The sequence below is a fragment of the Haloquadratum walsbyi J07HQW2 genome (assembly GCF_000415985.1).
Lineage (GTDB): Archaea > Halobacteriota > Halobacteria > Halobacteriales > Haloferacaceae > Haloquadratum > Haloquadratum walsbyi_B.
The window spans coordinates 272,074-297,708 of sequence record NZ_KE356561.1 but is presented as its reverse complement, the minus strand read 5'-3'; the positions used below and the strand labels follow the sequence as shown (position 1 = coordinate 297,708).

The following is a 25,635-nucleotide window of genomic DNA, read 5'->3' as shown; positions in this document are numbered from 1 at the left end:
TCAGTCGTCAAATAGCTAGCTGATCACGACTCGGTGGTCGTCTGCTTATACGGAGCTTTCTTATTGGAGCTATAGTCGCACAGGGTAGTTGAGTAATTTGTGCAGAGACAGTCCGATCTAACTGTTATCGAATGAATCTCACATGCCAGTATATTCACTTTCTGTCGAAGTGACCGGTTACCGGTGACTTTCCAGGCGCGAGCACGGGATTCTCGAGAAGACTGTATCACACTGATATGGATATTGACTTCTCAATCCTCGGTAACGTAGGGTGCGCCTGAAGCCGGGACAACTGGTCCAGACAACAAACCCTGACTCCCGAGAGGAGTCAGACAGATATTAGATGAATCGAGGGTGTCAGAGAATCAGTCTCAATCGAAAGCATAACCCACCAGATTGGAATGGTATTCGGACTGGGATACAGGATAGCCCCACGCCACGTATACAGCACTGGAGGAATCTCACTCTCGCCCGGTCACGATGCTTGCTTGATTCTGCTTTCGGCGACGGCGTTTATTATCCAGCCACCGACTCGACCGAAAATCATACCGAAAAACGGCGAGGCACACAGAAGCATCACAACGTTAATCAAGAAGAACACAATCGCACTGACAGACCGCATTAGTGTCATGCCTTCTGTAATAATAAATACAGATAGTGCAATCATACCACTCAAAAACCCAGTCCGGAGCCCAGCAGCACTCGGCTCTACCGAGCGGGTAGCCGCGAAACCTCCAGCAAGTATTGATCCAATTATCATCACCCCACCACCGATACCCGCCTCGGAGTATGGAAACCAATTTACTATCACAGTGGCGGGTAGTGCAGCTATCACTCCAAGAATCGCAACACGCCAGACTTGCGGGATTGAGCGGTTATAGCTATTTGATTGCATATCTACTCATGAGACCGATAGCAGATAATACGACTCTTGATTTTCTGGATTTAATACGAGGGAAATCGAACCGATGGTTGAGCGGGTGTAGTTGCCGAGAGAGACTGTACAAGATTCATTTTCTGTATCTTGCATACGACTCTTGACGATACTTCGATACGATAGGGAGAGTGTGACAAATTGTCACACTCCATGCCACGCTGTTAACAAATAATCCGACGCCCTCTAGTAAGAATATCGGGATTAGCACTGGAACAGAAGGGACATTACGTGATCACGTCTGGAGCGGGGAGTATCTTATATACAATATCAGCTAAATGTTACACAGGGCGTGAATCCACGATAGTCACAGATTTACCGCGAGTAATCTGTGCAAGGGCAGTAGATGTAACACAGCTGAAGACGGGAGTGTGCACTCGTATCTTTACGATTTTTCACGCTCAACTTCACGTTCAGATTCGCGCTTGCTGTGAGAGTTAATACCGGATTCCGTCTCAATTAACTTTTCAACCTGATTTTCAAACTCTTCATCAGTCAGCTCCCCATTCGCGTATCGTTCTCGAAGTGTCGTAATTGGGTCCTCCTCTGAGGTCTGATTACTCATGTTATCATTCTCCCGATAAAAACGCAGAACCCCGATTGTCAGTGGGAGGACTCCAGCAAACCCTACTGGGAACACAACCCAAAAATACGACATACCAGCGGCTAAGAGCCCAAACCCAACAAGGAGAGTCACTGTCGTGACTGCCCCAGCGGCAATCATGTTCAGAGTATCTTCGTCAGAATACGGCTCTTCCATATCACTCATCTCTCTACATTCGCGACAGACTTCAGCGTTAGTGAGGGCTGCCCTGAAAAGGTGGCTTTTCTATGGTCGGTAGGATTGATATTGGGATGCATATCTGTTGGCGAGACTGTATCGCTGTGTGGAGTGGAGAGTTCGGTGTTAGTCATTATCTGACGAATATGGCTATATTGTCAGTTATCGCTGTCATTATGTTGTCGGATTCAACGCAGACCACGGCGCGTTTGAATCAAGCCTATAAGGGGCCACAAGAAGGATTCTCATCAGGTGATGGGGCAGTTGACACTCGCAGTGTGTCTGTAATCCGAATCCACAACCCATACATATCGGTTTTGTACATGAGATATGAGTCCCCTGCAGAGTCTTCGAGATCGAATCGCCGGGCAAACGACCGGAGCGTGCCCGGAACTACACACATGATAGAACCCTTCAGTAAGGGTCGTCTGAGCGATTTCTTGTTCAGCCTGTGGAAAATCGGCATATAACACTGCACTTGCGTCTTCATCAACGCTTGCAGGGGCGATATTGACAGTTGCATCTTGTGGATTCGGGCGGAGAAGACACCCAGCCCCTGTCCCCGAAAGCAATCCAACACTGACAACAGTCATGAATTGTCGTCGCTGCATATTATATAGTAGAACAATCCGGTTGAGATATAATTTCCTCTGAAAATCTCGTCGTGTAACTGTGGTTTCCAGCGTCCGTTCTTTGAGTGAGCATCATTGGGTCTGGTTTGTTTTGTGATGACTATTGAGAATGAGGTGATCCGGGAGGACAATTTTTGCCTCCCGGGATGGTCCGACTATCGACCTATTATAGATGAATTTAAAAATTGGACCGATTTAGTCTCCACCAAGTGCTCAAATAACTGTATCGGTTTTCCCGCCGGTGTCCAGCGGTGAGGATCCCAGGGAACTGTCTGTCTATACCTCGTCGTTCGCAGTTGTGTCACTCTCAATAGACTCAAACAAATACACTCTCATACCCACTCGACATTTTTCATTGTAGCCAAGATCCAGAGAACAGGAGATAAACTAGCAAGTTCTTGCCTTCCATAGAGAGCCGTCTATTGGTGTGAGAAAGACAAAAAAGCGAAGAAGTATGCGTCACAGTGGTCGTTGCTTCGGGAGAAAGTACGGATCTTGGACCGAGAAAATAGATGAATGCTCTCGGGCTAATGAGTTGGAAGCACAACTGACTGCGCGCTCTCAAGTTGAATGGAAAATCGAGAATCTGCCCAACAGGATTTGTGATGAGCGCTCATATTAGGATCGTCACAGGAGCAAGCGGAGAGATACATAGCCCTCTCGCCGATTTCATACTCAGAAGATTGCAAGTGCAGTTATATCTCATCGAGTGACACGCTTGACATCCTCCTCCGCGTGAACTTGGAGGAATCCTGAGCGTGAGCAGGAGCAGGAGCAGGAGCAGTGGAGAGGAGATTGCAGGGTTGCAGTTCAATCCCATTCCACCGAACCGAACCCCAACCCGTACCCGGCACGGTGAGGTGAGGTGAGGTGAGAATCCATCTACATGTGCATGTGGGGTTCACGGACTGTCGTGGGTGCGGGTAGAGTAGGACTGGACTGCTGGCGCTGGGAGTGCCAAGCCTAGCCTAGCCTAGCCTAGTCTGATTCCTACCCACGTGTGGAACTGCCTGTCAGTTTCAGTGACGGATTGTCAACTCTCAGAGTGGCTCTCTGAGCGGAGATTAACTCCGACTCCGAGTTCGAGATTGTCCCATTCAATCCTCTTGCGGCGTTCGCTTCAGAGGACGGGAACGCCCGCGTTGGTGGGCGGCGTATTGCTACGCTTGACAACATTGTCGACCTTGAGAACCTCGTCGGATTTGAGGACCCCGAGGTCTTCATTGACGAAGAAATTGGGAGCGGGAATGAACCCTCGTCCGAAGAGGCTGAAGAGGAGCTTAATAGCGAAGGCGTTCCGCTCCGTCTCGAGGAGGTTCATAAGGAAAATCGTCCCTTGGTCGTTCGCTGGAAGGGCATCGCCTCGAAAAAAGACGACTGGATGACGCTACTTTGACCGTTCAGCAATTTATCCATCGACAGCGATGATCAATATCGTTCGCCACTCAGCGTGCTTCTTGAGCAAGCTGTCCACACCGACGACCCGTTCATATTCCAGACTATCTCCAAGCCCCGGGCTGACTGGACCAGCGAGGCTGAAATCCACAAACAGAACCTCAAAATGGGCAATCATGGAACACTCTCTGCGTTCAAAAACGAGCTGTTCCGGCAGGCGTTCGTAACATCCGATCAGGAGCGCCAGAATATCCACCGTGGAGACATCTCTGAGCAGGTCAGAGGGTCTGTCAGCACCGGCGAGGATGACAAGATTACGAGATTACGAGATTACGGGATCGCGGATGGAGTAGATCGACCGCAGACAACCGACGACAACGTTTGACCTCACACTCCGGGCTGCCTGTAATGACCCTGTCCAAAGCATCTCGAACGCCTTCACGTCTCTTTCAGGACCGTACTATGGAATTGAGGGCGAGATCCTCGGGGTCAATCATAAGGAGTTCACCCGATTGTGCCACACACGACAGATGAGGACCTGCTCTCGCAGTATGACTCCGGGATGCACATTGGATATGCTGAGACTGCGGTCGACAGCCGATCAGATATTCAATCCATCTCGATGCGGGACAACTGACACACCACATCCTACGCGCGGCGACAACTGGTGCGGAGAAGACAACGACGATGATCAACGATGCGCTGTCAGCCTACGAGTCGTTTGACGGTCCCATCTTCGTTTTCGACCGGAAAGGTGGGACAATGGCTACCGAGTACAAGAGAGCACATTTCAAGAACTTCAGCACCCTCGATGACGTCGTCCACATCCCCTCCCCGTTCCGGGACCAGGCGACGAGGTACTCGCCTTCCTGTACTTCGACATCCGTCCGCAACTCGCCGCCGGCGTCTCACGTACGGTCGCTGTTCAAGCGAAAGTTGATCGCTACAATGAACTCCTCGTGCACGTGCTGGGTCGAGAGATAACTCAGCAGGCGTTCGTCGCTCAGGAGATCCTCAATAACCTGATCAAAGCGATGTTCGATCCCGTGTACGGTCGGGACGCATGAACCGATACCGATCAAGGACCTGTTTCAGGATGTCTTCAAAATGCAACAAAAAGGGAGCGAGGACAAGAAGGTACAGGCCCAGGGAAAGATGCCCGACGTGAGCAACAAGACTCTCGAACGCTCACTCACGCGGCATCTCCATGCCGACAAACAGCGGTTCAGATCGTCGATCGACGCCGTCATGAACCGCATCACCAAGCTCGCCGAGCGAGATTTCATCTAGCGTATCCTCAATTTCGTTCCCGAATGGAATGATGAGAGGGGCTGCTACGCCGACCAGTCCCAAATGTTCGATATACAATACAGGATATCCTTGACTCAAACAAGGTGATCCTCATCGACACGGGTGATATTCGACCCGCCTCAAGCGATCTATTTACATTCCTGTTGCTCGACTACATCTGATCGGGTGCCCGCCTCCGTCATCGTGTTGGGGACACCCCACCGGTTGAAGATGAATACGTTATTAACATCATCATCGACGAATCCGCGGCGATGCTTTACTCCGAACTGGTGCGTGACGACATGGTTCCTGATGGGCGTGAGTTCGGGCTTTCACTCGAGGTTATCGTCCACTTCGCAGAGCAAGTCAAAAGCGATGCCCTCGATGTCTCCTCATATAAGGAAATCCTGCGGAACATCAATACGAAACTCATCGGCAAACTCGCTGTTGACGACGAGCTCTTGATGACGTTATTCCACGAGGGTATCGAAGAACAGGAACTCGTCGATCGGATCACGTCGCTCCCGCGAGGAGAGTGGATCGCGCAACTCCCTGACACCGGGTTCATGACCGACATCCCCGAGGTCGTGACAATGCTTCCTGTTGGTATTCCCGACAGTCACAGCAAGTCCGATGATCCCGTATTCGATCGGACCGTGTCAACGCAGGGGTATATTTTCACCGAGACCAACGCTGAAATTACCCGTGCAACGCGGCGGGACTACTGCTTGCTCCCTGGGAGCAATACCGGGGCTTCCGGAGAGCAGCTTTCTGCACAACACGGGCGCAGCATCAACGATGGTCGGGATAACGCCCGAGGTGACTTCGAAATAAACGTGCCTGATACCAGCGGAGACGGCAAACGTGGATACAAGCAGACCAAGTCTAACCCACAGACGCAACTCGGCACGGGAAGTCCGGATACCCCCGTCGACACAAGATACTCACAGTCACAGTCTCGGGCAGACACGATGAACAAGCCGAACCAGAGGGGAGTCGGATGTCGGAAAACGACCTCACAGGCGACCTCGAATCACGTCGTCCATCGCGTGAAGCAGTCGATGAAAGCGAGACCAACAGTGGGGTCTCACAGACAGCCGACTACTGAGGAATCGGAAGGCGATGACTGACTGTCTAGATAGTCTGTCGCCTGTACTGACCGAACCGACCAGCTGATTTTCTGTAGATACCTGTTCTGTGGGTCAGATGATCAATCTTTGGGACAAGCTCTGTGATCATCCCATACGAATACACTTCCATGTCAGTCGAAACAGATTCGCATGGGCGGCTGTACCTGACCTCGCAATTGAGGCAGAAATACGGTGAGAAGTTCCACGTCGTTGAGTACAAGGACCGACTCGAACTCACCCCATCGACGAGGACCCACTCCAAGCAGTTCGTGAAGCTGCTGGCGATGCGTTTGAGGGACAGTCGGTTGAGGATCTCCGTGAGGAGGCACGGGAACAGGCCAAGCAAGACGCGGAGGAGGGGTTCGAGCGAGGGAAAGCTGCCGCGGAGGCTAGCGACGAGTGACCGTATACGTCGAGACAGACTCTCTCCTCGCCCTTCTCAAAGGGCCCGACTGGCTCGAAGACGGTGCCGAAGACGCCATTGAAGAACACGATGTCGTGACCTCATCATACGCGTATCTGGAGGTGCTACTCATTCGGGAGCGGAACGAGTTCGACTACATCACGCTGTTCTCAAACATGCTCGACATCGTTCCCGTTGAGACCGGGGAGGAGTACCAGATCGTCCTCAAAGCCGTGAACTACTTCGAAGAAGGGATGACCGCGTTTGACTCCTTCCACGCGGCGACTGCCGAGACCCGGGGTCTCTCCATCCTTTCGTCGGACAAAGGGTACGATGACGTCGATCCCGAGCGCCTCCAGCTGAAGCCGGACACCGACGAGTAGGCTTAGTTCGAGCAAACATGACTGAAGACGGCGTCGGTGAGTGGCACGCACACAACTACCGCGTATGTGCCTGATTTAGCACTCAGAGCAGCTACTTTTCTCGACAAAGGCGGCGCCGGGAAGCCCACAGCGACGGCGCATCTCGGCGTCGCTCTCGACCGATACGGGTACGATGTCCTGCTCCTCGATCTCGCCGGGAAGTAGGGCGACCTCGCCAAACACTTCGGCCTCTGGGGCGACGTTCAGGTCGATGATGACCGCTAGCCAAACATCACCACAGTGTTCCAAGAGCAGTGGGAGACTATCTCCGAGAAGCTCCCCACAGCCGTCGGGGACCTCATCATCCCGACCGACGACTCCCGGCGCACTAGAGCTTAGACGGCCTCGACGCAACACTCGGGAACATCGACGAGGTCGCCCGGTCATCCATCCGGTCGGTGATCTAGACTTTCCCGACGATCTGCCGTTCGAAGAGATCGATCCGAAAACCGCGCTTGTCGTGATGTAGTTCGACGGTTTTTCCGACGCCCTCGAACGACTCCGTCGGTTCATCGACAACCGTGAATCCTTCAGACGTGAGCGTCTGGTGGATGTGCTCGAACCCGGACACCACACCCACTACGAGATCGATATCTTCGGTCTGGTGTTTCAATCCCCACACTGTCATCGCAGATCCGCCGAGGAGATACACCGTCACGGACCCCGACAGCCAACTGTCGAACTCTTCGAGGAACTCTTTGATCGCCTCCCCACCCTTACCCTTGAATACAGTCATGCGACTCCGTACTGCTCTTCGAGCGGCATAAATTCTGATTCACTTGGAAGGACGACAGGGAGCTCGTCCGAGTCCTCAACCCCTTCCTGCAGTGCCTGGTACATCGCAGCAATCGTGGATTCCAGATCGTACCACGTTGCAGTGTCTGTGAGCGTCTCTTGGTCGATGTCCAACTTTTCGATCAACAGCATTGCATAGCTAACGCGACGGGATTCACTATTGCGGACGAGGGTGTGACACACTACGTCGGCGGGCGTGAGTTCCTCGTCGGGTGCATACCAGAACGCGGGTTCGCCCGCGAGGAAGAACTGTAGCCCGTACTCCTCGACTCGACCGAGTCCAGTGACCTGCCAATCAGGTCTGTCTAGGAGCGTGCCCGTATCCTCGGTGGTCTGCACGCCGGCGGGCGCGTGAACATGATGTCCGTCCCGTTCGCGAGCTGGTGCATCGCCGTCTGTTCGTGACCGTATCGCTGCTGGTGCTCCTCCTGACTGATGTAGTTGTCCGCATCGCGAGACCACAGCGTCGCTGATTCATTCTCAGTAAGCACATTCCCCTCCGTGACAGGTCGTGGCGGGCTTGCAGTAACGAGACCCGTGATTAGACTCGTCACGAACAGCGCGGCCATGAGCACGGAGAGCTCTCGGTGTTCTATAGGGGCTTCTGACGGAGGTGGTAGTCGCCTACCAGGGGGCGAGGTTGACGCACTGCGCCAGCGGGAGGTTCATCATCGACCCAGCGACGGTGTAGGATGGTCCGAGGGCGACGCGGACTTCATCGCCGACCGCTTGTGACGCTTGAGACCCTTCTTCTGCTCGGGCGTGATCGTGAACATTGTCACTGCCGCAACAGGAGCAGCAGGCGGACCGACACAATTACAATTAGGCGAGGAAGCATCAACAGAAACCCTCGCTGTCAGTGTCACAGACGTTACCACAGCAGACAAGATTGTATCTGCTGAGACGGGAGACGAGAGAACTATTGGCGGCTCCTGTGTTCTTTCAGTTTGAGATCAGAAATATTGGGGACAGTGATCAACAAGTTCGAATAGTAACAACTGGACCCTTGGCAGGTGAGATGGAGATGAAAAATGATGGCGAAACAGTAATCCCAATGAGACCGGGACCGGGACCAGGACCAGGACCATTCTCACCAGACCAAGTCTCGTATGAATCCTATCACACGGTATCTGCAGACACCGATCACACGATTGCTCCTGGAGACAGCATCTCAGGATGGGTGGTATTTCCACTGACAGAGGAATTGGCTTTTAACAGAGAGTTTGCGACAGTTCGCATTGAACTGGGCTCACGGACGCAAGTATACGAGTGGTCATTAGATTAAAAAGAGCTGAATAGCAACAGGAACAACCACAGTCACAGTCACAAAACCAATCTCAAGAGAGTTCAACAGCTCAAGCGGGTATGCGACAGGGTCAGTGGAACTTGTGATTCAGTGTATAGAGTCCAAAGTTGAGAGACAATATCGAACGTCTCGTCCTAAGTAACCGACTCTCTGAGACTCGACCTTGCAAACTCCCAAATTAAGATAATCTCATCGGGAGTGGGTGGTACTATCGTCTGCTGTCAGTGAAGGCCGTCAAACCGATTCCAAGCGAAATCAAGAAAGCTCCCAACGGCTAAGATGTAGAAGAATATCGGTTATCACTAGCATGCCCGCTCAAAGATGCGACCACTCCAATAATGCCGAGTGGAATCACCGAGATATGTTTTAGATCGCCCACTTTGTCATGTGCGTCGAGTGTCAGTACAAGGATATAGGGTATGAGTCCACCCAGAAGGATGAGTTGAGCAGAGCTGCTTCCGGTCATAAGAGCACGACTGATGAGTAGTATAGATCCGATTGTCGCAACCCCGAAAAATGCAAAAAAAAAGCATAAGCTCATCTATACTCAGGAAGATCATATCAGCAACACGTGATGATATTGATACTGCGAGTAGTCGTGTGAGACGGATAATGAGCCGTCAGGGTGGATTTCCATATTGGATGTTGGAACGGAACGGGGACGGGGACGGAACATGTCGGTAGATCCGCTTCAGTAGTCGATAAGCCAGGATGTAGCCGATACATAATCACACTTGGAGAGTGTGACCACCAGTTGGGATTCCTGCGAATGAGAGTATATCAGAAGCTATGGAGTGAGAAAAATTGATGAAGAAACATGGGATTGAGTCTCGAGGGCTATCTGAAGCACGAACTGATGGTGATATTGAACCGTTAAAAAGTCAGACAGAGTCTGTGACTGAGTCTCGTCTATTACATTGCTGTCATCCAGTAGCAGTCGCCTATCAGTGATTGATGGGAGTCGCAGGATATCCGACTCGAGATTGTTTCCTTGTTGTTTTTTATGTTTCGTTAATATGACAATCCTATGCGACAGAGGACAGCAATCCTGCTGATGGGTGTGATACTCACAGTGGGATTCTCAGTCGTCGGAGGATTCGTCGGGACAGCACACGGGCAAGCCGGTGCTGGACCTGCAGACGTTGACACGAACGCGAACGATTTATCTGGTGACGGGAGCCGGTCAAATCCATATGAGATTTCGAATGCGTCTGAGTTGCAAGCAATGGAGGACGATCTGAATGCGAATTACGAACTCGTGAGTGATATCGATGCCTCACAAACGGCGCAATTCAATGATGGACGTGGATTTAACCCAGTCGGAGGTAACGCAACTGACCTGCCTGTCCGTGCTCGTCCTCCAGAGTTCACTGGATCATTTGATGGGAATGGATACAGAATCACCGGACTCACAATTGATCGCCCAGAGAGAAACAACGTTGGGCTGTTCGGGATGAGTGCAGGAATAGTCAAACATGTTACACTTACCGAGGTGAGCATCACTGGCGGCAACTTTGTGGGTGGACTTGTCGGACGCAATGATGGAACGATACGGAACGCAACAGCCTCTGGGAGTGTGAGCGGGCGGGCGGGTGTGGGTGGACTCGTCGGATGCAATAATGTGACCATTCGAACTGCAACAGCTTCTGGCAATGTCGATGGACTAGATTTCACTGGTGGGCTGGTCGGAATCAGTGATGAGGGTGGGATGATTGTAAATGCGACTGCCTCTGGGAATGTCGATGGATTAAATTTCACTGGTGGACTGGTCGGAGTAGCTGATGAGAATGTGGTGATCAAAGACGCGACTGCCTCTGGGGGTGTGAGTGGCACGAACGCGACCGGCGGTCTCGTTGGACTCGCTGAGAATGGAAGCACAATCACGAACGCAACAGCCTCTAGGAATGTCGACGGATCGGATTTCACTGGTGGACTGGTCGGATTCAGTGATGAGGATGTGGTAATCAAAGACGCGACTGCCTCTGGGGGTGTGAATGGTTCAGACTCCGTGGGCGGATTAGTTGGACAAAGTCGTGGCAGAATCATGAACGCTACAGCCTGTGGGAATGTCGATGGATTAGCCCTCACTGGTGGACTAGTCGGGTTCAATGATGAGGATGGGGTAATCAAAGACGCGACTGCCTCTGGGGGTGTGAGTGGCTCAGATAACGTCGGTGGACTTGCCGGACAAAATAATGGGACGATTACAACCGCGAGGGCGTTGAGCAATACTGAGGGCGAACGCGACGTTGGGGGACTCGTTGGAGCGAACATTGGCGCCGTTCGAAACACATCTGCGTCTGGCACCGTCAGTGCAGATGAATTTGCTGGAGGTCTTATTGGAGTGCATATCGGGATTGTTGAAGATAGTTTCGCTGTTGGAAATGTGACCGCAACAGCTGACGTAGGCGGGCTTGTCGGAAATCGGTCTCGACTGGGACGGCAAGGAACGGTTCGGGACTCGTACTTCGATGAGCAAGCTACCAGTCAAGATACCTCTGCTGGCGCTGCGAGCGAATTAACCACTTCTGAGATGCAAGGAACGGCAGCCGAGCAGAATATGGGTGGACTCGAGTTCGGTGAGAGTTGGCAGACCGTCTCTGATGACTATCCAGTATTAATTGCACTTGCTGGCACAGATACAGGTACGGGTCAGGACCCAGACTCAGAGTCCCACTTGAGGGAGCTGCCGGCGAGTGTGATCCAGATGCAGATGGAAATGGTGAGATTAGCATCAGTGAATTGGGGCAAGCAGGACAAGCCTTCGCCAGTGGTGAGTTGACAATCACTGACCTCGGAGAGGTGGGGGGGTGGGGCTGCATTCGCCTCATAGCTGCCTCTGAGGAGTCATCTGATAGAGTCAAAACATTGAGAGACAGTATCGGGATCAGGTCGACTCCCGGGACTCCCGAGAATCTCAGACACATATTGAATTAACTCTGTAAATGCCTCTGGAGCAGGGGGTATCGGGATCAGCACCTTATGTAATGTCTGCTTTTCTCAGAAGGCGATTTGTTACATAAGGCGAATCGAGAGACTAGTCCCCGACTCCCGGGAGTGAGGATCTTCTTTTCGAGAATGACAACTGAGATGGCAAATGAAAGTGCCTCTGGCATTTGCATCGTCATCGGGAGCGGGGGGTACGTGATCACGCCTGGAGCAAGGGGGTCATGCAATTGCATCTGCATCGAGGATCCTCATCCTGCACCTGCAGACGCGATGTGCGATCACTGTGTAATTACACGGTAATGAGAGCAACGAGTATCACTGTATTCGTTCATTATTTTCTCAGTTTTTATTTAAAGAACCGTGAGGGATAGGGCACGATCACCCAATTTGAAAAACAACAGAAATCATCGGTTATTGGTATCACCATCTCAGGAGCGATTCACAGCACGAGTTTGTCAATTACTATACAAAATCCGACAGGTGTACCAAATTACTTAATGTATGAAACCGATAGCTTGACGTAGCTGCTAGGGGCATACCTCCGAATTAGCCAAGCGTGTTCTTTGGATGAGTCAGGCTCGGGTAATTCTGAGAATGGAATCATCAGTTAATTTCCATACCCCTAGCAGTGACATATTCTATTGTACTAGTATAAAAAATCTAGTGATATTTGTTTTTTCAGGGTGCGAACACTATTTTTTCAACTTTCAAAATCTCGTAATTAAACAATCTTGTTATTGTTCATGATACTCATATAGGAGCGAATTTAGGACTGTTACACACATGTTCTGTGGGTAGAGTGGTCATACACGACTTACATAGATTATGTACTACTATTGAGAGTTATTTATTCAGATCCCCCTGCGCGCATGCGACGCGCTGATTAGGAAACCTGACACGAGGTACTGATCACGCCGGGAGAAGGGGGGTATCAGGACAACGCTAGAACCGTGGTTGTGACTATTGAGAATAGAGTGTCTTCAGAAACCACGGGTGCGGGAGTGACCCGTGGAGTAGGTCTTACATCTGGATCTCGCTCGCGGGACAATGAACCACGAGCAATACTGATAATGAGCGAACAGGATATAATTCTAATGACTATTCGTGTGATTACCCAGGCGGACTCTATCGGGCACAGGTGGGTACGTGATTAGCACCGGAGTATGGGCATGTGAATCATAAAACTGAGTGTGGGATTCTATATACAGACTCCGACAGAGAAGCAAGACTCACCCACGAGTGGTGTTTCTGAGCGAGGATCTTGCCGACACATTTTTTCAAATTATCATCTAACACGCTCTCGATACTTGCCTACTCTCATGCGTGGATTCAAGCTTGCGAGAGGACTCATTGGATTGCTCTCTGGGACAGTTGTAGCGATTGTAGCAGATATTATTGCAGGATTCGGGGTAAATAGTGGTGGGGTATGGCATGGTATGTTCTGGGTTTTTACATGTGTAGCCGCTGGGTCTCCACTATGGTATTGGATTGGAAGACCACTGTATGTCTGGAGAGTTGGTGAGAGCGGGGCTGTGTTATCTCGTCTCCCAGGGACTCGTAGCGACAGCCAAGCAGTCCGATGTGGATCAGTAACCGCATACAGTCTGACCGGGATCATCCTGTCCGTTCTTGTTGTCACTGCCGCAACAGGAGCAGCAGGCGGACCAACACAATTACAATTAGGTGAGGAAGCATCAACACAAACCCTGGCTGCCAGTGTCACAGACGTTACCACAGCAGACAGGATTGTGTCTGCTGAGACGGGATACGAGAGCATTACTGACGGTCCGTATGTTCTGATTCAGTTTGAGATCACAAATATCGGGGACAGTGATCGACAGGTTCCAATATTCACAACTGACCCCTTAGCAGGGAAGATGGAGCTGGAATATGATGGCGAACCAATGAAACCAATGAAACCGGGACCGGGACCGGAATCGGGACCATTCTCAGCAGACCAAGTCTCGTATGAGTCCTATCACGCGGTATCTGCAGACACCGATCACACGATTGCTCCCGGAACCAGCATCTCAGGATGGATAGTATTTCCACTGACAGAGGGATCGAGATTTCACAGCGCGGATTTTAACAGAGAGTTCGCAACAGTTCGCGTTGAGCTGGGCTCACGGACGCAAGTATACGAGTGGTCATTAGATTAAAAAGACCTGAATAGTAACAGCGACAGCCACAGTCATACTCACATGACATGACAGTGGGAGCGTTTTTATTGAGACCTCTGTACTGAGTACTGATCATGGTGACACAATTGAGTATCACACTGGATAATGAACCTACTGAGGATGCCGGCTCAGTGACAGAAGCCCATGGGCTGACCTGGGCGGAGTTCCTCGAAGCAGCAGCAGATGCATTCGAGAGTGCAGATGACCCAGCATCTGAGACAGATCAACTCAAGATGGACACACTCGAACGGGCTCAGGAACTGTCGGATCAGACTGGTGGTGCCGGTGCGTAAGCCGTTGGAGTGGTGGTCTTGATGCAACTGCGGGGTTGTGTGCTGAGAATATCGCAAGCCTCGTTTTGCACATCGGACGTGCATTTGAGTGTGCAATAACTCGAGCTCACACCGTCACACCCGGCGTGATCACCACCCACACCACACCCGTCTGTATAACCAATGTAGCATATGCCACCGTTGAATCACCGCAGAAAAATGCCAATCTAGGAGGGTTGTACAAAAATAAGAATTAAATCAACCGATAGAGCGCACCTGCTCACTGTATATACGCTGTGGGTAACTCGCGTTAAAATGTATAATATATCGTATCTCAGAGGCTGAAACGCCCATTCGGTATTTATCTATCCCACCAATTTCGCTCGCCTATGAGGCGCGCACATCAACCGCCAGTTCAGAAATGGTCGCTTCCAGTCGTTTGGGCGTCCGACAGTACGCATTGGAGTACGGGATTTAAAATGGGTCAGAGAAAATGAATGGCGTTGACAGCCTCAGACGAAAGGCATCTCACCGACCAATTGGAACCTTCCTATCTGTGCTTGCACTCTGTGCGGGACTCGTCTTTGCGGACCTCTACGGGATGTTTGGATCCGCTATTCCGATAGCAGGGGGGCGGATCCTCTATGCATGGACTCCGATGATTGCTGCGGGGGTGACGGTCTGGTTACTTGATGAAAGTGTTCGAGATTGGCTTGGACAACTTCGTAACCTGCGAGTTGGCATTCACTGGTATCTCATCGGTATCACCATCATGATGCTCGGTACCGAAGCCGAGACAATAGTTGCGGCACTTTCCGGTGCCGACGTGGCGGTTCCCTATGCTCCGGCTGGACGGTACCTCTTCAATTTCGCCGTTACGCTCTTTCTGGCTGGTGCATTGGAAGAGTTGGGTTGGCGTGGCTTCCTACAGCCCCGTCTCCAGCAACGATTTAGTGCGCTTCGCGCGAGTATGGTAATTGGCGTCGTCTGGGTCCTTTGGCATATCCCTATGATACTCACTAGGACCGGCGAATTCACCGTATTCTGGGAATATACACTGAATATGATAGCGCTGTCAGTCATTCTCGGATGGCTGTACAACAACACAGAGGGAGCGTTGCCAGTCGCGATGATCACCCATGCTTCCCATAATATGCCCCGTATCGGAGACGCTGCTGGAAACGTGCCTGCCGTGTTTGATATCCTGTCCGGGGACACCGTATTGTATTTACTCTGTGCGTCGATCATTGCGCTGTATGCCGGGTCACAGACGTTGACACGGGATGGAACTCTTCCTGTCGTTCCCGGTCAACTTGGAGAGTGTGTACCGGAGCAGGAGAGGACTGCTGACTAGCGACCTGTTAGACCGGTTGCGGTTCAGTTAGTATACCACCTGTAGTGAGCGATCGGAACGCCCGACGAGTAGTGCTTGGAGTACCGCAAAAAAGAAGCTCACTGTGAGTTCTAACTAATAGAGCACCACCAGCACGCTGATATGCTAGCCCGATACGCCGACATCGATTAGTGGAATTCCGTTCGATATGACCCCCGCACATAGCTCTCGGAGATGAGTGTCAACGCCAAGTGAGGATCCATCACTGAATCCCATCGAAGTACCCTCTTCATGCCACCTCATGAAACTGCCTGAGGTCGTATTTTATTACTGCCTAAGCGGCATACCATTGATACCGAACAGATTCATTTGTATGTCACTCTGGACGCATCTTCGTGAATACCTGCCAGAACACGTCGGAAAGCCGAGCGATTATATTCCAGCCTTGGTACTGAACGCTGCACTTGTCGCTGGGACGGTCGCTTTCGAGTGGAATATTGGAGAACTTATCCTGTTGTACGTGCTTGAAATCGTTGTCATCAATATCATATTCATCGGGACCGCCTTCTTTACCGCCCAGCCGATCCGGGAACACCTTCGGGAACCCGACGAGCAATGGGATGAGGAGCCAACGCCTTTGATTACGCCTCCGAGGCTCCCACCGATCTATCGGCGTAATATCCGATTTGCGGCGAAGCAAATCGTGGTGACTACGGCTCTTGCGGGTGGACTCTTTGTAGTCGCTCCACCTCTTGGATCGATACTCACACTATCTACCGGTACAGCGATTATCGGGATCGGTACCTTCCAACTAAGTCGGGTGTGGCGACATTTCATCGCTGATCAGCGATATCAGAACCGAACACCAGCAGAGGCACTCAAATGTGGGTTTATTCCCCTCAGTGAACTGTACCTCATTCTGTTTTATGTCTTTATTCCAGTTACGTTCATCATTGTCAGTGTTGGAATTGCGATGGATATTGATGGTTACTCTATTCCACACTTCGTGTCATTAGCGTATCTGATCCCCATTGGTGTCATCAGAGTGTATATCCAAGGCACTGATTGGCATCCACATCTACGTGAGAATGAATCAGCAGTTTCCCAACTCTGCGTGCGAAAGAACTGTCGTTCACAAATATTATGATTCGCAATTGTATAGACCGTTGAAATGTGCTACGAATATTGACAAAAATCCACCATTACCGACTCCCAATTATTGGTGTAGGCGGGATAATAATGACTATCGTGTTCTCTAACCCAGGCAATAGTCTGGTCACTGTTGGCCCACTCAGTGTAGATATGTTCTGGGTTTCTTTGGCTGTGTGTGGAACAGTAATACTGTCTGTATCCGTACTTGGTGAGTATGATCTAGAGGAATATGGATTAAAACAGCAGAAACGCAAAAAGTAGTGCACTCGTGATGCCGGTTCGGATTCTCTGTAATTCAGAGCGGGGTTGATACGAGACTCGCGCTGTGTATCCAGTACTGAGTTCATATCAGTCTTGCATTATTTTAGCGACAGGCGGTTCAAAAGCGTGATCAACCATCTCAAAGCTCAGTGATTGCTTACCCTTGAACCATATGACAGGCCGATAATTTGGTGGATCGCCACCTCTGAGGACAGCAAGATCAACGCGATTCTTTTTATCGCTACCAAAATCATTCGTGAACCAGACTTCGGTGTGGACACGTGACAAGTACGGGGTTGATTTGTCGTCAGCTATCTTATCCACTTGATGCTTGATCCATTCGTCGTACTCCGATCTGTACGACGAAGGGGTGCCGATTTGCATCCCTTCCGAGTCAAATGCGGTAGAGCGAGGCGTCAGTGGGGCGGCGGCTGACAATTCAATTTCATCTCGAAGTAACTGAGAAAGTCGAGACTGCATATCCGACTCGTGAGAAAAATCAACTGGAGATCGCCCGAATTCAATGCCTAACTGTTCAACTGGAAATTGGATATCGACCATACGCAGTATGACTACAGTTCCAGCATGAATATAGGGGAAATACTCTGTCTGTTAGGAGTAGCACTGAATCGCATGACAGAGCAATTGTTTAACGCGCATACCGGGGGCGCGCGTCGCGCGAGGGTTTTTCTGTCGTTTGATTGAAACAAAACACGTGACGGGAGTGGTCAAAATGGAACCAGTGTCATAATTGCTCACGACCATCCCGATTCACTCAGTCATTGAAACGCCGGCCACAGTCGAAGTTCGCGGGCGATTTCACGCTTGTCGTTGACACGGGCTCGGAACCCGCCGTCGAGTAAACACTCGTGAAACTCCTCGGTCCTGGTTAGCTGGTCTCGTTTGTCTGCGCGAGATCCGAGAACGACTCTCCGACTCGAAGCGCGATTGGTTCAGTTTCCTCGCTCGAGCCAATAGAGATAGCGACGATTTCCTCTTCAATACTAGTAATCGAAAATCGCTGACTCAGCCCTGAAGTTCCTGCTATCACGGTATCCGCGAGCTCCAAATCAACATGATACTCGCCGGTGGTGGTCCATACGTCGGCGTAGGCGACGATATTGCTCTCACCGTCTGACTCGGTAGAGGGAACGTCGAAGGAAGTATCAAGGACCGTCTCGCCGTCGGGATCTGCAACCTCAATCGTCCCGCTAACCTCCTGATTCAACTGGTTGAAGAGGTTGAGCTGTTCGAAGATTCGGTTGCCGACCGCGTCAAGGACTGTCGAGCACCCGGCGGTGGACGCTACGGCGGCGCTGGCACCGATTGCGAGGGCTTGACGACGCGTAACGGAGTCGAATGGCGAGCGTATATGTTGATTCATCCTTAGGAGGCATATTGCCATTGATGTGATTTTGGATAAAATCCGTTCGGAGTGTCTCTGGCGGTGAAATCGATTGATGGGGTTGAGGAAATGACTGTGATTGCGTCCATCAACAGGAGCTCACGGTTCTCCCGCGTGTTGACCGCGAGTCCCAAGAGGTGATCCCAATGTCTCGAAGCTTGATCGGAGGCGATTGCTGAATGCGTCCGCTGTTTCGGCGTAGATACCGGTGACCGTCAGCCTAGCACGTGTGCTAAAAAAGTGTAGGGCAGTTCCGCCATCGCCAAGCCGCCCAAACTCGAACCGTCACCGAGTTGCCGAGCACCACAGTTGACAAGCCAGAGGCAGAGACAGAGACTGATTCCGTGACTGTGCTGGAACAGCGACTCACCGTCGTCGCGTACCGTGATTCGCGTCTTATCATTGACCGTCGACGGCATCGTCTCAATTTCGACTTCCGCGGCGCACCTCTGTGACTTGTCACCTTTGCACGTTGCAATTTTGATGGAGAAATGTTCGTTTTTTACTTTTAATTGAAATAGAATTGGTCAAGTAAATAGATATACAACCCTATTCCGACAATCCATCCGATAAAAAATCCTGCCATTACAACCCACCGGTGAAGTTGTGATTTGAACTCAAGAAACGTGGATGATGCCGGAAAGAATGCGACTTGTTGTTCGGTTGTCTCAGCGGTGAACAGTCCACTTCGAAGAAGTAACTGAACGATAGCTAATCCACACAGAGGCGTGAGTATGAAGCTGGCATATATTAATAAAGTCACTCTCCCAGTCATACTTGTTTTTGATTTCCTCCTCTCTTTCAACGTTCGACAGAGAATAAAGAGTCGCGTTGTCCGTGTCACCGCACTATGTGTGTCTCCCCGCGGCTCTACGAGAGTGATTTCTCCCGCGAGAACAGTTTTGAATCGGTTGAGAATAAAACACAGAGTACCGATACGGGACTGTGGGGATATCAACCGAATAGTACAACTCCAGAAACACCCGAGAGTCCCGACGATTCAGATTCCGATGCAGATTCAGACTCACCACTTGACGGTATTGTCGGCGAGTTCGATGCAGATGGAGATGGTGACATTAGCATCAGTGAATTAGGGCAAGCAGGACAAGCCTTCGCCAGTGGTGAGTTGACAATCACTGACCTCGGACAGGTGGGGGTGGGGGCTGCGTTCGCCTCATAGCTGCCTCTGAGGAGTCATCAGAGCTCAGAATAAGAGGCACCGAGATGTGAGTGCTGTCATCTGTCTGTGATTGAAGCAGTGTTCGCACAACTGTTACTGAGTATCATGTGAACTGTTAGCCCAACTTTGGAGTCTGTTTCAGACTCCAAAGTTTAGCGACAGTATCAGGTGTTTATTTATCACTAACCGACTTTCAGGCACTCACGTTGGGTCAATTCCAAAGTTCAGTCTCTCTTTTCGTGAAAAGAGATATTAACCCGTCCGAACGGCGATATTCAGGACTGGGGTTCTTGAGTTCCCACCGACCACTGAGGGGAGACTCAGATGTACACGAGGGTGCCCGCGAACACACCGAACAGCAGTATCACGCCGAGGAGACCGTAGAACCCTCTCCAGTAGGACCACCGGTAGCGTCGGACGAGGTCGTCGGGTGGGAGTGTACTCACGAGCAGGGCGTCGCCCTTGGGTGGTGAGACTGTTGGCGCCGCTCCAGGTCGGGCGCCCGCGTCTACCCTCCCGTACACCGTGACTGTGTCACCGGTGTCGACGGTCACCTCCCGGTAGTTTCGGGTGCCAGAATCACGACCAAAGGGGAGTGACCAGCCTTTGGTCGACGGATCGAGACCGACACGCTGCTCCAGCGTGGCGAGTCGTGACGGTGTCGACTTCTCCGGCGGAATCTCCGTGTCTGTGTCAAACTCGCTGGTTTCGACCACGGTGTCGTCGGTTTCGACACCTTCGATATTCGGGGCTCCGACGCCAGCAATACGCGTTCCGAGCTCGGTCTGTGCACACTCGAAGCGATTCGGGAGCTTGACCCGTCCCGCAGACCCGCTGAGATGTATGTCACCAGCCTCGATACCACGTGCCTTCGGCATCCAGTAGTTGTCCGAGGTGTACCACTCTCTGATGACCCACGCAGCGAGTGCTGTCTCGGTTCTTGACACCGGTCCGGTGACCGAGTCGGTCCCGTTCCCGGCTGTGACCGTTCCACGGATGAACAGTGTCTCCCCCGGAGTGACTGTATCCGGGGTTTCGACAGCTGTCCCGCGGATCTGCCTGTATCGCTGTCCGGTTTGGTACCGCTTGTACAGAAAGATAGACGGTATCGTACTCACTGCGATCATCATCAGAACCGCCACACCGAGAGCGCTACCGACACTCCCCATACATGTGATGTCCTCTCCGGGAAAAAATAAAAAACCGCCTCGATTCAGAGGCACGGGCGAAAGTGTGATGTTCTAATTACTCTACCATCTTCACCCGAACCGGAACCGAACCGACCGGCTAGCGTTTGTTAGTCGTATTGACAGCCCTCTTTGTGGCTGGCGGTGGCTTTCAGTGGGAGTATTGTTTCTACTTCGCAGAGCCGTCAACCTGAGCGCCGAAGGTTGAATCAATCTCGATACGACCGAGGGCACTTGCGGGCACTGCGGTTTCGCTCGTAGCGATACGGCAGCGTCGAAGAATGAGACCCTGGAGTCGGACTCAACCCGGATATGAGACAGTCCTGATTTTGCACATCGGCGCCGAATTGGCGTGTCTTGGCGATGACTCAACAGTGCAATATCCGATACCGATATTGGGTATAAACACCGGGGGCTCCACGGTGACCGTGACGGGTGTGTGACGGTGTGATCTCTGAAATTGTGCAAGTTTCTGCTGTTCCGTTGCACAATTCGAGGGTTGCGATATTCTCAGCACACAACCCCAGGGACTTGTGCCAAGAACACCCTTCTAACGGATCACTCTCACACTCTTGAGACTCATCCCGAATTGCTCGAGATGTGTGGGTGTATTTTACTGTGGCACGTTTCGCACAGAGTCGCTAAGTTCGCCATGCGATGGTTGCCCCCCTTTGAGATGGGCACGATATGATGTGCGTGCAAGACTGCCTCGCCGCCACCTGAGCCCCTTTGAGACCACAATTCTTGCACTCGTAGTCATCGCGGTCAGACGCTTGGGCTCGCAACTTATCCCAGTTCTCTCGATGGAGAACTACTATGAGCACGACGACTTTGGACTGCCAAGCCACACGAAGACAGTTGCGCACCTGCTTTGTGCGAACTACACTGAGGGGATATAAGCTATCTCTCACCGACGACAGCGATGTAGTGTTTCGTATCAGCGCGGAGCCATACAAGCATCTTAACGACGTCCTCAGTAGGAGTGGTACTCACATCGACGTTATCACAACCCCGTTTGAAACCGACGAGTAGAATATCAAACACATATTCCCGATTTCCGTGCATTGAACCGACTTCCGTTCGTTAATACTGGTTGTGCTGGACGATTCACTTACTCGGCGCGCGTTGCTCGCAAGCGGTGTAGCGGTGACCCTCGGAGTAACTGGCTGTGTGGAGACTGACCAATCGTCAACGCCTGCTAACACCGCGACTGGTGAGACGGCGACAGCGACCGAGACCGAGACCGCCCTGACGACACCTCAACCTGACACTCAAGCTTCGACATCTACCTCCAGTGTGGAAACTGTCGTGTCAATCCCAGGGGAGCGTGTGCCGGAAAACATGGCGTTCGATGCCGATGGGAATCTCTACTTCGGAATCACAGCTGGCGAGGTACGCCGCCTCTCATCCGGTCGGGTCGGTGAGACCGGGCTGACCCTCGCGGACACCAAGCAACTGGCTACGATGCCAGGAGCTGTCGGAGTTGAGATTGGACCGGATGGCACTGTTTACGTCGCTGTTGCCACACAGGACGATAACGCAGGTGTCTGGGCGGCTCCCCCAGGTGATGAGGTGAGCCAACTCGTTGGAATCAGTGGCTTTCCGAACGACATCCTATTTGATGCTGATCGGTCTCGGATGCTGGTGACTGAATCGTCTCGTGGCGTGGTGCACGCCGTCGGGACTGATGGGTTACGCGAGAGATGGCTTGATGATGACCGATTGTCGACCGAGAGCTTTGGTGCAAACGGTATTACTCGAGGTACCGACGGCACTATCTATATCGCGGTGACGCAAGCGGGTGAGACCGGTCGACTCATGAAGGTGCCTGTCCAATCAGACGGGAGTGCTGGTGAAGCGAGCACTGTCTTAGAAAGTGAGGCGATCCTCGGTGCAGACGGGATTACTATCCGTGATGGTGATATTTATATTGCTGCTAATAGTCAAAACCGCGTGGTTCGTGTCGATACTGGAGGAACAACGGAGACTATCGCTACTGCAGATGATGGACTAGTCTTTCCTTCAGACGTGTTATTTGACCCCACTTCGAACGACCTCTTCATTTGTAATTTCGCAAATCAGTCGCCCGATGATGGGGCGATTCTCCGCAGGAAAATTTAACCTGAGTTATGAGTCACAGATAATATCTTCCGGAATGTGTCGGGGAATAGTTTATTACTTTCCTTCATTGGTTGATAATCCGAGGTGCAACCCCTGTATTATAATATGCTTATCTCAGCATTTTGACGAAGTGAAACCAACCAATTTATGTCGGTATCGAGACAGATAATACGCTACGTATAATCATGGACTTTACCCCGCTTTGGGTGAAACTGTTGAATTCTGACTCAATTTGTTCGTTGAAACGCTTTCAATTTCTTGGAACAGTTCTTTGAGATGTTCGTTGGTATCCATATCGGAACATGACAGTCGATATTCAAAATAACCCTTCCCCAATTCATGCCTTATGTAACAAATCGCCCTCGAGAAAGGCAGATATTAACCGTGGCATAAATATTGCATATCGAGGAGCCAAGAATATCCTCAGTTAGGCGACTTTCTGATGACGCCCTCAAATATCTCAGTCTACTGTACACACACAAATACTATTCGGTAGATGTGAGGAGACAGCTCTTGGAAATTTGTCATTAAACCCGCTGGACGGCGTGGTTTCAGAACATTCACAGTGAGCAACATATTAGAACGAATAGCCTGGTTCACCGGAAAACATCGCCGTTGTGTCACTCGCAAAGAGTAGCCGAATACGACAGGTCGTTGTCTGGAGCCGGTAATGAATCCCCCCGACATGCGACATTTCGCACACACGGACGGGAGGAGGTCGGGTCTGGCTGAATCATCAATGTCAAGATCACCTGGCGATGTTTCTCTGTGCGAAAAACACCACTCGTCGATTTATGTCTCAGAGTCGGAGTCGGAGTCAGAGTCGAACTCATGAAGCGAAGGAAACTGGTAGTCAGTCTCATCACTGCGGGAACGGTCGCAATTGCTGGGTGCTCTGGGAGCGAGACACAATCCGCAGAGCAACAAAGAGAGTTCTCAACAACAGGCAACGACTCCCAATTGATTCAATCGCCGGTCGACGAGTTGACGCTCACAACCGAAGATCTCCCTGGCAGTGACTGGGAACAGGAACAGGATGAGTCGGGTGCTGACGCGACATTCGCAATGCAGGCATTCTCCAAACCGACTCCAAAGAGTTACGTTGGTGTGCTTTTCAATATTCGTAAAAAACCTGACGTATCTGCTGCGAAAGATGGATATGAGCCGATCACTCCCGAATACCTCATAGGATCATCGGTAAGGGAAGCTGAATCTCGAGAACTCAACGTTGGAGTTGCAAGTGAGCTGTATTCATGGGACGGTGAGAATGGTGTGGGACCAGGATATCTGATTAAAATTCGGGATGCGAATGTGTTTTGCCATCTCTTCTGGACGGTGAGACCCTCAGACGGAGAGTATCTGCCGGCAGACCCCGTTAGCTTAGATCAGATGGGACAGTTAGCGGTGACAATCCATACCAAATGGCGATAGAAGACACTCTGCTCTCAGAGTCGAGGAAACTGGTCCAAAGGTAACAGCCACGAGACTCCCGGCCTCGCAAACACAGTCACCCGGTTATCACATCAAGTTCATTGTGAACGCAACACTCTCCAGAATTGAGAGTTGTGTCTGGAATCGGGTTTCGCAACGTTATCACTATTGAGAATACAATTGTCTTCTCATCACAGCAGATAGTCGAGATTCCTCACAAGAAAGATTAACCCACCAAGCGAAAATACGGACCCAACGATTGACAAAAGGACACCCTGAGCGCCTATTTTCACTGCGGTGGTTCTCGTTAGATTATCTATGATATTTAGATGACCCGTGGTAGGCGTCATAACTCCATTGGCATCTATACTAGTCTCTTCGGTTGCTCCATTTGACGCTGGGTTGGCTTTCCCGACAACGGCTATTTCCTCGCCAGTACTGATCGTTCCCTCGATCAACTCAATCGGATTTGGGACACTACCTGAGTCGTTTATCTCAGCCGATGGATCCATGTCAACGTTCTCCAGATCAATTTCTTCTGATACTCTGTGAGCCCCAGTGACCGTCTTTTTCTGCGTTTCAAATGACAGGCTCTGCTGAGTCGGATCAACGATTATCTCTGCTGTCCCATCAGAAATCCTAAATGGACGGTATTCGATCCCAGAATCGATGTTTGTCGAATTATCGCTTAATTGAGAGCGAATCTGATACTCGTATGCCACACACTCTTCGCTTCGGATTGGCGAGACAATCACGTTACTCGATTGTGATGGCTGAACAGATCCAGTGATCTGAACCAATTCATCAGTCGCAATAGCCTCATTAATCGGGACTGAATCTGTCGTGTATACCCGCCATGCTCGATTTAACTCTTTGAGTCCATGTATTATCGCACGGAATCCAGCTGCCACCATGCCAGCCCCGAGAAGTAATTCTGATACATCGACAGCCAATACAGAAGCTCCAGCAAACATGATAGACGAAAGACAATTGTCAACAAGTATATTTTTATTTTTTATTTTTATCTTCTATTTCTCTGTTTCTCAGCGAATATACCTGACTACTGTAGTGACACA

General features: G+C 51.1%; 27 protein-coding genes and 4 pseudogenes. 17 read left to right on the top strand and 14 right to left on the bottom strand.

The window, feature by feature from the left end; all coding sequences use genetic code 11:
• Positions 1 to 475: 475 nt before the first annotated feature.
• The 4 genes from J07HQW2_RS01480 to J07HQW2_RS01465 form a co-directional block, all read right to left on the bottom strand.
• Complete coding sequence (locus tag J07HQW2_RS01480; RefSeq protein ID WP_021053429.1) at positions 476 to 895, bottom strand: DUF5518 domain-containing protein; 420 nt, start codon at positions 893 to 895, stop codon at positions 476 to 478.
• Between the two features lie 424 nt (positions 896 to 1,319).
• Positions 1,320 to 1,703, bottom strand: coding sequence for an SHOCT domain-containing protein (locus J07HQW2_RS01475; protein ID WP_021053428.1), 384 nt, complete (start codon positions 1,701 to 1,703; stop codon positions 1,320 to 1,322).
• A gap of 260 nt (positions 1,704 to 1,963) precedes the next feature.
• The gene (locus J07HQW2_RS01470) at positions 1,964 to 2,326 is read right to left on the bottom strand and encodes a hypothetical protein (protein WP_021053426.1); all 363 of its coding nucleotides are present in this window, start codon (positions 2,324 to 2,326) and stop codon (positions 1,964 to 1,966) included.
• 1,141 nt (positions 2,327 to 3,467) lie between these two features.
• Positions 3,468 to 3,668: a hypothetical protein gene (locus tag J07HQW2_RS01465; RefSeq protein WP_021053425.1), complete on the bottom strand. Its 201-nt coding sequence runs from the start codon at positions 3,666 to 3,668 to the stop codon at positions 3,468 to 3,470.
• Positions 3,669 to 3,797: 129 nt separating this feature from the next.
• On the opposite strand from J07HQW2_RS01465, the gene J07HQW2_RS01460 reads away from it, so the two are divergent.
• Together J07HQW2_RS01460 and J07HQW2_RS17050 are read left to right on the top strand one after the other, a co-directional pair.
• On the top strand, positions 3,798 to 4,127 hold the full coding sequence (locus J07HQW2_RS01460; RefSeq protein ID WP_021053424.1) for a hypothetical protein: 330 nt from the start codon (positions 3,798 to 3,800) through the stop codon (positions 4,125 to 4,127).
• A 129-nt stretch (positions 4,128 to 4,256) separates the two neighbouring features.
• A complete protein-coding gene (locus tag J07HQW2_RS17050) occupies positions 4,257 to 4,379 on the top strand; it encodes a hypothetical protein (protein ID WP_303703875.1) in 123 nt (40 codons plus the stop codon).
• Positions 4,380 to 4,930: 551 nt separating this feature from the next.
• On the opposite strand, the gene J07HQW2_RS01455 is transcribed toward J07HQW2_RS17050, so the two are convergent.
• Positions 4,931 to 5,131: a hypothetical protein gene (locus J07HQW2_RS01455; RefSeq protein ID WP_048075067.1), complete on the bottom strand. Its 201-nt coding sequence runs from the start codon at positions 5,129 to 5,131 to the stop codon at positions 4,931 to 4,933.
• 173 nt (positions 5,132 to 5,304) lie between these two features.
• Here J07HQW2_RS01455 and J07HQW2_RS01450 point away from each other — a divergent pair, with 173 nt between their 5' ends.
• The 3 genes from J07HQW2_RS01450 (at position 5,305) to J07HQW2_RS17045 (ending at position 7,152) form a co-directional block, all read left to right on the top strand.
• Entirely contained in the window at positions 5,305 to 6,162 is an 858-nt protein-coding gene (locus J07HQW2_RS01450) for an ATP-binding protein (RefSeq protein ID WP_021053423.1), read from the top strand.
• A gap of 399 nt (positions 6,163 to 6,561) precedes the next feature.
• The gene (locus J07HQW2_RS01445) at positions 6,562 to 6,948 is read left to right on the top strand and encodes a PIN domain-containing protein (RefSeq protein ID WP_021053422.1); all 387 of its coding nucleotides are present in this window, start codon (positions 6,562 to 6,564) and stop codon (positions 6,946 to 6,948) included.
• A gap of 36 nt (positions 6,949 to 6,984) precedes the next feature.
• Entirely contained in the window at positions 6,985 to 7,152 is a 168-nt protein-coding gene (locus tag J07HQW2_RS17045) for a nucleotide-binding protein (RefSeq protein WP_303703874.1), read from the top strand.
• 241 nt (positions 7,153 to 7,393) lie between these two features.
• Here the strand turns inward: J07HQW2_RS17045 and J07HQW2_RS01435 are convergent.
• From J07HQW2_RS01435 to J07HQW2_RS17040, 3 pseudogenes are all read right to left on the bottom strand, one after another.
• A pseudogene (locus J07HQW2_RS01435) lies at positions 7,394 to 7,723 on the bottom strand (hypothetical protein); the annotation flags it as partial.
• Positions 7,720 to 8,121: pseudogene (locus tag J07HQW2_RS19495) on the bottom strand (MarR family transcriptional regulator); the annotation flags it as partial. The pseudogenes J07HQW2_RS19495 and J07HQW2_RS01435, both read right to left, overlap by 4 nt.
• Positions 8,121 to 8,378 (bottom strand): annotated as a pseudogene (locus tag J07HQW2_RS17040) (hypothetical protein); the annotation flags it as partial. The pseudogenes J07HQW2_RS19495 and J07HQW2_RS17040, both read right to left, overlap by 1 nt.
• 172 nt (positions 8,379 to 8,550) lie before the next feature.
• On the opposite strand from J07HQW2_RS17040, the gene J07HQW2_RS01425 reads away from it, so the two are divergent.
• The 7 genes from J07HQW2_RS01425 (at position 8,551) to J07HQW2_RS01390 (ending at position 16,969) form a co-directional block, all read left to right on the top strand.
• Positions 8,551 to 8,733: a hypothetical protein gene (locus tag J07HQW2_RS01425; protein WP_048075065.1), complete on the top strand. Its 183-nt coding sequence runs from the start codon at positions 8,551 to 8,553 to the stop codon at positions 8,731 to 8,733.
• A gap of 73 nt (positions 8,734 to 8,806) precedes the next feature.
• Positions 8,807 to 9,067: a hypothetical protein gene (locus J07HQW2_RS01420; protein ID WP_303703873.1), complete on the top strand. Its 261-nt coding sequence runs from the start codon at positions 8,807 to 8,809 to the stop codon at positions 9,065 to 9,067.
• A gap of 1,048 nt (positions 9,068 to 10,115) precedes the next feature.
• Entirely contained in the window at positions 10,116 to 11,870 is a 1,755-nt protein-coding gene (locus J07HQW2_RS01410; RefSeq protein WP_021053414.1) for a GLUG motif-containing protein, read from the top strand.
• A gap of 1,486 nt (positions 11,871 to 13,356) precedes the next feature.
• Complete coding sequence (locus J07HQW2_RS01405; RefSeq protein WP_021053413.1) at positions 13,357 to 14,196, top strand: hypothetical protein; 840 nt, start codon at positions 13,357 to 13,359, stop codon at positions 14,194 to 14,196.
• A gap of 95 nt (positions 14,197 to 14,291) precedes the next feature.
• Positions 14,292 to 14,510, top strand: a complete 219-nt coding sequence (locus tag J07HQW2_RS01400) for a hypothetical protein (protein ID WP_021053412.1) — start codon at positions 14,292 to 14,294, stop codon at positions 14,508 to 14,510.
• A gap of 472 nt (positions 14,511 to 14,982) precedes the next feature.
• Positions 14,983 to 15,843, top strand: a complete 861-nt coding sequence (locus J07HQW2_RS01395; RefSeq protein WP_021053411.1) for a CPBP family intramembrane glutamic endopeptidase — start codon at positions 14,983 to 14,985, stop codon at positions 15,841 to 15,843.
• 352 nt (positions 15,844 to 16,195) lie between these two features.
• Positions 16,196 to 16,969 carry a DUF6498-containing protein gene (locus J07HQW2_RS01390; RefSeq protein ID WP_021053409.1) on the top strand — a complete coding sequence of 258 codons (774 nt, stop codon included), beginning with the start codon at positions 16,196 to 16,198 and terminating at the stop codon, positions 16,967 to 16,969.
• Between the two features lie 353 nt (positions 16,970 to 17,322).
• Here the strand turns inward: J07HQW2_RS01390 and J07HQW2_RS01385 are convergent, their stop codons facing one another.
• Positions 17,323 to 17,796, bottom strand: a complete 474-nt coding sequence (locus J07HQW2_RS01385; protein ID WP_021053407.1) for a hypothetical protein — start codon at positions 17,794 to 17,796, stop codon at positions 17,323 to 17,325.
• Positions 17,797 to 18,124: 328 nt separating this feature from the next.
• Positions 18,125 to 18,619 carry a hypothetical protein gene (locus J07HQW2_RS01380; protein ID WP_021053406.1) on the bottom strand — a complete coding sequence of 165 codons (495 nt, stop codon included), beginning with the start codon at positions 18,617 to 18,619 and terminating at the stop codon, positions 18,125 to 18,127.
• A 314-nt stretch (positions 18,620 to 18,933) separates the two neighbouring features.
• Between J07HQW2_RS01380 and J07HQW2_RS17035 the strand changes: the two genes are divergently transcribed.
• On the top strand, positions 18,934 to 19,095 hold the full coding sequence (locus J07HQW2_RS17035; protein WP_303703872.1) for a hypothetical protein: 162 nt from the start codon (positions 18,934 to 18,936) through the stop codon (positions 19,093 to 19,095).
• A 53-nt stretch (positions 19,096 to 19,148) separates the two neighbouring features.
• On the opposite strand, the gene J07HQW2_RS01375 is transcribed toward J07HQW2_RS17035, so the two are convergent.
• Complete coding sequence (locus tag J07HQW2_RS01375; RefSeq protein ID WP_021053405.1) at positions 19,149 to 19,415, bottom strand: hypothetical protein; 267 nt, start codon at positions 19,413 to 19,415, stop codon at positions 19,149 to 19,151.
• 75 nt (positions 19,416 to 19,490) lie between these two features.
• Here J07HQW2_RS01375 and J07HQW2_RS01370 point away from each other — a divergent pair, with 75 nt between their 5' ends.
• Positions 19,491 to 19,820: a hypothetical protein gene (locus tag J07HQW2_RS01370; protein ID WP_021053404.1), complete on the top strand. Its 330-nt coding sequence runs from the start codon at positions 19,491 to 19,493 to the stop codon at positions 19,818 to 19,820.
• A gap of 320 nt (positions 19,821 to 20,140) precedes the next feature.
• On the opposite strand, the gene J07HQW2_RS01365 is transcribed toward J07HQW2_RS01370, so the two are convergent.
• Together J07HQW2_RS01365 and J07HQW2_RS19765 are read right to left on the bottom strand one after the other, a co-directional pair.
• Positions 20,141 to 21,043 (bottom strand): hypothetical protein, encoded by a 903-nt coding sequence (locus J07HQW2_RS01365; RefSeq protein ID WP_303703871.1) that lies wholly within the window; start codon positions 21,041 to 21,043, stop codon positions 20,141 to 20,143.
• Positions 21,044 to 21,586: 543 nt separating this feature from the next.
• A complete protein-coding gene (locus J07HQW2_RS19765) occupies positions 21,587 to 21,691 on the bottom strand; it encodes an HNH endonuclease (RefSeq protein ID WP_394324602.1) in 105 nt (34 codons plus the stop codon).
• A 116-nt stretch (positions 21,692 to 21,807) separates the two neighbouring features.
• On the opposite strand from J07HQW2_RS19765, the pseudogene J07HQW2_RS19760 reads away from it, so the two are divergent.
• From J07HQW2_RS19760 to J07HQW2_RS01355, 3 genes and pseudogenes are all read left to right on the top strand, one after another.
• Positions 21,808 to 22,027 (top strand): annotated as a pseudogene (locus J07HQW2_RS19760) (RNA-guided endonuclease TnpB family protein); the annotation flags it as partial.
• 75 nt (positions 22,028 to 22,102) lie between these two features.
• Positions 22,103 to 23,128, top strand: a complete 1,026-nt coding sequence (locus tag J07HQW2_RS01360) for an SMP-30/gluconolactonase/LRE family protein (RefSeq protein WP_021053401.1) — start codon at positions 22,103 to 22,105, stop codon at positions 23,126 to 23,128.
• 831 nt (positions 23,129 to 23,959) lie between these two features.
• Positions 23,960 to 24,559 (top strand): hypothetical protein, encoded by a 600-nt coding sequence (locus J07HQW2_RS01355; protein ID WP_303703868.1) that lies wholly within the window; start codon positions 23,960 to 23,962, stop codon positions 24,557 to 24,559.
• A 191-nt stretch (positions 24,560 to 24,750) separates the two neighbouring features.
• On the opposite strand, the gene J07HQW2_RS01350 is transcribed toward J07HQW2_RS01355, so the two are convergent.
• Complete coding sequence (locus J07HQW2_RS01350) at positions 24,751 to 25,533, bottom strand: hypothetical protein (RefSeq protein WP_021053399.1); 783 nt, start codon at positions 25,531 to 25,533, stop codon at positions 24,751 to 24,753.
• Positions 25,534 to 25,635: the final 102 nt, after the last annotated feature.

Excerpts from the sequence above, each read along its gene's own strand:
- J07HQW2_RS01480 (WP_021053429.1), bottom strand. The coding sequence starts at position 895 with ATGCAATCAAATAGCTATAACCGCTCAATCCCGCAAGTCTGGCGTGTT.
- J07HQW2_RS01475 (WP_021053428.1), bottom strand. The coding sequence starts at position 1,703 with ATGAGTGATATGGAAGAGCCGTATTCTGACGAAGATACTCTGAACATG.
- J07HQW2_RS01470 (WP_021053426.1), bottom strand. The coding sequence starts at position 2,326 with ATGCAGCGACGACAATTCATGACTGTTGTCAGTGTTGGATTGCTTTCG.
- J07HQW2_RS01465 (WP_021053425.1), bottom strand. The coding sequence starts at position 3,668 with ATGAACCTCCTCGAGACGGAGCGGAACGCCTTCGCTATTAAGCTCCTC.
- J07HQW2_RS01450 (WP_021053423.1), top strand. The coding sequence starts at position 5,305 with ATGCTTTACTCCGAACTGGTGCGTGACGACATGGTTCCTGATGGGCGT.
- J07HQW2_RS01420 (WP_303703873.1), top strand. The coding sequence starts at position 8,807 with ATGAAAAATGATGGCGAAACAGTAATCCCAATGAGACCGGGACCGGGA.
- J07HQW2_RS01410 (WP_021053414.1), top strand. The coding sequence starts at position 10,116 with ATGCGACAGAGGACAGCAATCCTGCTGATGGGTGTGATACTCACAGTG.
- J07HQW2_RS01405 (WP_021053413.1), top strand. The coding sequence starts at position 13,357 with ATGCGTGGATTCAAGCTTGCGAGAGGACTCATTGGATTGCTCTCTGGG.
- J07HQW2_RS01400 (WP_021053412.1), top strand. The coding sequence starts at position 14,292 with ATGGTGACACAATTGAGTATCACACTGGATAATGAACCTACTGAGGAT.
- J07HQW2_RS01395 (WP_021053411.1), top strand. The coding sequence starts at position 14,983 with ATGAATGGCGTTGACAGCCTCAGACGAAAGGCATCTCACCGACCAATT.
- J07HQW2_RS01390 (WP_021053409.1), top strand. The coding sequence starts at position 16,196 with ATGTCACTCTGGACGCATCTTCGTGAATACCTGCCAGAACACGTCGGA.
- J07HQW2_RS01385 (WP_021053407.1), bottom strand. The coding sequence starts at position 17,796 with ATGGTCGATATCCAATTTCCAGTTGAACAGTTAGGCATTGAATTCGGG.
- J07HQW2_RS01380 (WP_021053406.1), bottom strand. The coding sequence starts at position 18,619 with ATGAATCAACATATACGCTCGCCATTCGACTCCGTTACGCGTCGTCAA.
- J07HQW2_RS01375 (WP_021053405.1), bottom strand. The coding sequence starts at position 19,415 with ATGACTGGGAGAGTGACTTTATTAATATATGCCAGCTTCATACTCACG.
- J07HQW2_RS01370 (WP_021053404.1), top strand. The coding sequence starts at position 19,491 with ATGTGTGTCTCCCCGCGGCTCTACGAGAGTGATTTCTCCCGCGAGAAC.
- J07HQW2_RS01355 (WP_303703868.1), top strand. The coding sequence starts at position 23,960 with ATGAAGCGAAGGAAACTGGTAGTCAGTCTCATCACTGCGGGAACGGTC.
- J07HQW2_RS01350 (WP_021053399.1), bottom strand. The coding sequence starts at position 25,533 with ATGTTTGCTGGAGCTTCTGTATTGGCTGTCGATGTATCAGAATTACTT.